The sequence below is a fragment of the Calothrix sp. FACHB-168 genome (assembly GCF_963889195.1).
GTDB classification, from domain to species: domain Bacteria; phylum Cyanobacteriota; class Cyanobacteriia; order Cyanobacteriales; family Nostocaceae; genus Aulosira; species Aulosira anomala_A.
The window spans coordinates 1-5,023 of sequence record NZ_CAWPNJ010000106.1; the positions used below are offsets into that span (position 1 = coordinate 1).

Below are 5,023 nucleotides of genomic sequence, written 5' to 3' on the forward strand. Positions count from 1 at the left end.
AATATCCTTAAACGAGCGCCCATATATTAAGTCACCTCGGTAGATGCATTCTCCGTATTTACTTATCTTTACATAGTTTGGTTTTTTCGTGCCTACCTACTTACGCTATCTTCTAAAACAGTCCCCCAACCAGAGATTACTGCTTTTTTGGGATGGTGCGACCTATCACCGTTCCAAAGAAGTTAGAGGTTTTTTGGATGAGATTAATCAAGGACTACCGACCGACCAATGGCAAATATACTGCGTTCGCTTTGCTCCCAATTGTCCAGAACAAAATCCAATAGAGGATATTTGGTTGCAAGCTAAAACATGGGTTCGACGTTTCTGCACCTTGATTCCAAAATTCTCGCACTTGAAGTGGATGTTTGAATGGTTTATTCGACACACTACCTTTGATTTCCCCACTCTTCAGATGTACGGAGTTTTTTCAAAAATCAAATAGGATTCCTATAGATAATTTTGAACCCACAAATATTGAAGTTCAAAGATATAGAGCATTTATAAATCAACATCCTAATCAACAAACATATTATCAACCTATTCTAGATGTACTTGAATACCGTCCCAGTAATTTAGAAGCTGTAATAGATGTTATTATGCTCGAAGGCAAGAATGATTTTTATACACTTAGTTATTTCCAAGAAATTATTATAAAGCCTGAGCAAAAACTTGTTTTTTTACCAGGAACAGGCTCAGGTTCTCTTGACACCGTTATTCGTCTGTATTACGCCTGGGGCAGAAATTTTATTGTTTTGTTAGACAGCGATGCAGAGGGTAGGAAACAGAAGATGCGTTATCAAGAAGTGTTCAAGGGAATTATTCAAGATAGATTATTTCTGCTGGAAGATGTTGAAAACTCATGGTCTAACTGTGCGATGGAGAAACTTTTTGACTCTAAAGATCTACTTAATATCCAGAAATCAGTAATTACTGAAACGCAGCATTTTGACAAAAAACAATTCAATATAGCTATTCAAGAAAATCTTGCTAAAAGAGTTGCTATACGTTTATCTAATACAACAATAGGAAATTTTAAGAAGTTACTAAACTTTTTGAATCAATCGCTAGCAAAATCTATGTGAAGATTATAGCTTTTTTGTAGTGTGTGTTTATTACAAAAATACCCTGCGTGCCCAAACTCGTGGAGCCTACATACTGGTGCTTTGTCTCATTAATTCTGTGGGGTAAGTTTCTTCTTCTTTTCTCTTCCTTCGCGGACTTCGTGTCTTTGTGGTTCGTTTTTTACTCCTCAAAATTAATGGGACAGACCACTAGTCATCTTCCAACGATAGAAGTGTCTCATCCAAATCTTTGATGTAGGGCTGCACTAAATCTTCTGGCACAATTCGTTTGCGGAGTGCATCGCTAACTGCAACCTTTTCTGCTAGCAACAGTCGCCGGCGAATTCTATCTAACCCAGTGCGATCGCCCGATCGCTGCCCTGCCCGATATTTATTATAGAGATCGCGCAGCACTCGTTCAGACTTTGCCACTCGCACCTGATAAGATGACCATAGCTCCTCATATACTGCTTTCGGCAATACGCCCGATTTCAGCAGACTATCTAACTCATCTTGAGCAGCTTTAGCCGCAATCAATTGAATCTGCAACTCTCCAGTTTCTTGCATAACCTCAGAAGCACGGCTGATATTTAGCCGTTTAATCGCCCAAGGTAAGGCTAATCCTTGTATCACTAGGGAAAATAAAACCGAACCAAACACCAGTTCAATCAGGAGATTCCGTTCTGGTAGGGACAAGGGAATAGCAACTGCTAACGCCATTGAGAGCGAACCTTTAATATTCCCTAAAACCAAAACATGCTGCCATAATAGCGGGATCGGACGATCAAACCAACGCAACCCTGCTAATAACAAATAAACTGAGAGAATCCGTCCTAGTTGATATGCCAAAATCACGAACAAAATCGACGGTACAATTCTCCACAGCGATGCAGGATTAATTTCAATCCCAATCAGCAGAAAAATAAACGTATTAACGCTAAAACCAGCATATTCCCAGAAACTTAACAAGGTAATTCGATCCGAAGCCGACGAAGTGCGAGGAAGCCCAAGATTGCCAAAAATCAGTCCGGCGATCACTACAGCCACAGCACCGGATACGCCCAAAAATTGCCCTATTTGGAAGGTTCCTAATGCTAAAGCGACGGTTAACAATAAGCTACTTAACGGATCGTTTAAGCGATTGAATATTGGTAAGCTTAAATAACCTAAGACTGCTCCCACCAACCCCCCGCCTAAAGAAACTAGCAGCAGTTCCTTCACGCCTTGTACAGCAGTGAGAGAGCCTGTTGCATAAATTACTAAAAGCAAATTGAATGAAATCAGCGCTGCCGCGTCATTAAATAGGGTTTCTCCCTCAACAATAGTGCTTAATCGAGAAGGCACACGTATATCCTTGAAAACTGCAATTATCGAGACTGTATCCGTGTTAGCCAGGATGACTCCAATCAGCAAAGCGGGAATCCAGTCTAACCCCAGCCCAAATTTAACCAGCGCTGCAATAATTGCTGAGGAAAAAATTGCACCAGGCCCAGCTAAAAGTGCGATCGCCTTAAAAGTGCTGCGCAGACGGCTAATATCTGTATTGATCGATGCTTCAAAAATCAGAATCGGCAAGAAAAGGTTTAATACTAAGGATGGATCTAACCCAATCCGACGCGACCAAAGTTCCGTAATTGGTAACCCTGCTAGCACCAATCCTGTTACATAAGGAATTCGTAGTCGCTGAGTTATCAATGCAACAGCAGTGGCAATCAGTAACAAAATAATCAAGATGATGACCAGTTCAGGAATGGTTCCTGCTGTTTGGCTATCTACAGGAGAATTGCTGTTTAAAGGGTTTTGTTGGGCTAAAATCCACTCCATTACCAATCCTCCTATACAGCGCTTTCATCAAAAGTTGTGAGTCAACTATTGTTTGAGTGTACAGGAAGGCAGAGGGGCAGGGAGCAGAGAGCAGGGGGAGTAATAAAAATATCTTCTCTCGGAAATTGGATAATTTATTTTCTGGAAGTCCCTAAAAAGTAACAGGATTTTTTTGTAGTATAGTGTATTATATAAATATCCTGCGTGCCCCAACTCTTGTGAGCTTACATACTAGTACGAGAGGAAAAGTAACACTGTCAAATTCAGTGGGCGTGTGTGAACGGGGAGTGCAAAGAACCTGGAAAGTCGGCTTAGAAGTAGCCACCTTTTAAAGAGTGTGTAAAAACTCACCAGTGGAGTCCCTCTAGTAATTGAGAACGCGCAATGCTCCATCAACTTGCACGCAGGACTACACTACAATTTTCAATCAATTGTTAGTAGTAACATCGCCAAATTCTTGTGAAAAGTTAGCGATATTAACCGTAATTTTTAACAAAATTAAACTTTATCTGAAGTCTTGGACTTTAGTACTTCTATTGCTTTAAATCCTTGTATTGTTTGACTTAAAAATATCATGGGAAGAATCAAGCCAAACGGTTTACCAGTTTGAATCATATTAAAAATGCCAGTTAACACATTTAGTGACATCAATCCTACTGCAATACCTAACGCAATTTTTGATTTACGTTGAACAAAAAAACCTAAACAGAGATACAGTAATCCAAAAAATAAAAAACAAATTACTAATATTAAATAATCTGGCAATTGATTACCAACAAGAAAGAAGAGAATGCTAAAAAAAATGCACAGGACTCCAACTGCGTAAACTGCACGATAAGCAGATGCTAACTTTTTTCTCGACTCGGATATTTGTTGTATCTCAGTAGTCATAATTTTTGTAGTTTTTCAGTTTTTGAAGGTAAATGATGTACAAAAGCAAAGTAGTTAGAAATCTGTAACAGCTTTTTTCTGTGTTTTATCTGTTGGCAATAATTGTCTAAATAGCTGTCGAAAATGTAACTATGTTTTTTTATATACCCAAAATTCCTAAAATGCTTATGTAATTATGCGTAAAAAAACTAAACTATGCCTGATATTCGTAAGTTAATCAATCAAATTGCTGATGCAGAAGCGCAGTTATCCGCTACTCAATTCCTTGCGCCTTGTGTCAAAGGTGGACGAGTTCGCACAAAGGTAGCGGGCATGATTTATACCTTCACGCCAAAGCCGCGTCAATTTACAGGTTGGGGTATCTTTCAGCCTGTGGATGCAAAGACTGCAACAGTTGTGGAATCAGCAGATTTACCCCAAATTGCCGAATACTTGCAACATTTCACCCAAATCCGGCTGCGGTTAGCACATCAATTGCGGGGACAAACTTGGTTAGCATATCCTGTAAATGAAGTAGATATGCGTCAACGGTTGAAGGTGGTAAAGCCGATCGCAGTCCATTTAGTAACTGAGGGTGTGGCTTTTGAACAAATCCTTACCCGGTGGAATGGACAGTCATGCTGGTTTGAGGAAATCGATCGCCGTACCGATCCGATAATTACAGAAACTCTGCAATCTGCGATTAAGGAATTAACCCCAGTTGAGGAATTGCAATTTAAAGGGATGACTCCAGAGATGCGCACGGTGTATGAATTAGCCACTGCGCAAATTGCAGAATTCAGTCAACCCCAACAAGATGAAAAACGACTGCGTAAAGCTTTACAGCAAGGTGGTGGGGAATTAAACGAATTTCAGGATCGTGGCGATTACTGGACAGTTAATTGGCGTACTGCTGATGGGATTAGCCACACAAGCGCGATCGCCAAAACTGATTTGACTGTAATTAGTTCTGGTATTTGTCTGAGCGATCGCGATCGCGATTTTGATTTGCAATCCTTAGTGGGTGTAATCGAACAACAGGAATGGTGATTAAATAAAAGGCAGATGGCAGAAGGCAGTCCCAATGAAAAAAATTTCACCGCCATGCATGAAAATGCAATCTGGAACCACCTATATAGATACTCATCTAAGAAGCATTTTCAAGTCAGTCAATCACGGGAAAATCCCACAACCAAGCATGAAAGTATGATATTTTCCCAAATGGTACTCCAAAACGAGGTTGTGGTTCACTAGTGCAACATTAGCCT

4 protein-coding genes, 1 pseudogene and 1 other annotated feature are annotated in these 5,023 nt (G+C 40.1%); of the genes and pseudogenes, 3 read left to right on the top strand and 2 right to left on the bottom strand.

All coding sequences use genetic code 11. The features are described from left to right. Positions 1-97: 97 nt before the first annotated feature. Both AACW45_RS38335 and AACW45_RS38340 read left to right on the top strand, forming a co-directional pair. A pseudogene (locus AACW45_RS38335) lies at positions 98-442 on the top strand (transposase); the annotation flags it as partial. Continuing rightward, a complete protein-coding gene (locus AACW45_RS38340; protein WP_206758505.1) occupies positions 393-1,082 on the top strand; it encodes a hypothetical protein in 690 nt (229 codons plus the stop codon). The pseudogene AACW45_RS38335 and the gene AACW45_RS38340, both read left to right, overlap by 50 nt. A gap of 189 nt (positions 1,083-1,271) precedes the next feature. On the opposite strand, the gene AACW45_RS38345 is transcribed toward AACW45_RS38340, so the two are convergent. After that, positions 1,272-2,885, bottom strand: a complete 1,614-nt coding sequence (locus AACW45_RS38345; RefSeq protein WP_190638255.1) for a cation:proton antiporter — start codon at positions 2,883-2,885, stop codon at positions 1,272-1,274. A 298-nt stretch (positions 2,886-3,183) separates the two neighbouring features. Further along, positions 3,184-3,239, top strand: a sequence feature (23S ribosomal RNA rRNA prediction is too short). A 144-nt stretch (positions 3,240-3,383) separates the two neighbouring features. Further along, positions 3,384-3,776, bottom strand: coding sequence for a hypothetical protein (locus tag AACW45_RS38350; RefSeq protein WP_190638256.1), 393 nt, complete (start codon positions 3,774-3,776; stop codon positions 3,384-3,386). 195 nt (positions 3,777-3,971) lie between these two features. Here AACW45_RS38350 and AACW45_RS38355 point away from each other — a divergent pair, with 195 nt between their 5' ends. Beyond that, a complete protein-coding gene (locus AACW45_RS38355) occupies positions 3,972-4,805 on the top strand; it encodes a hypothetical protein (RefSeq protein ID WP_190638257.1) in 834 nt (277 codons plus the stop codon). Positions 4,806-5,023 lie beyond the last annotated feature (218 nt).

Excerpts from the sequence above, each read along its gene's own strand:
- AACW45_RS38345 (WP_190638255.1), bottom strand. The coding sequence starts at position 2,885 with ATGGAGTGGATTTTAGCCCAACAAAACCCTTTAAACAGCAATTCTCCT.
- AACW45_RS38350 (WP_190638256.1), bottom strand. The coding sequence starts at position 3,776 with ATGACTACTGAGATACAACAAATATCCGAGTCGAGAAAAAAGTTAGCA.
- AACW45_RS38355 (WP_190638257.1), top strand. The coding sequence starts at position 3,972 with ATGCCTGATATTCGTAAGTTAATCAATCAAATTGCTGATGCAGAAGCG.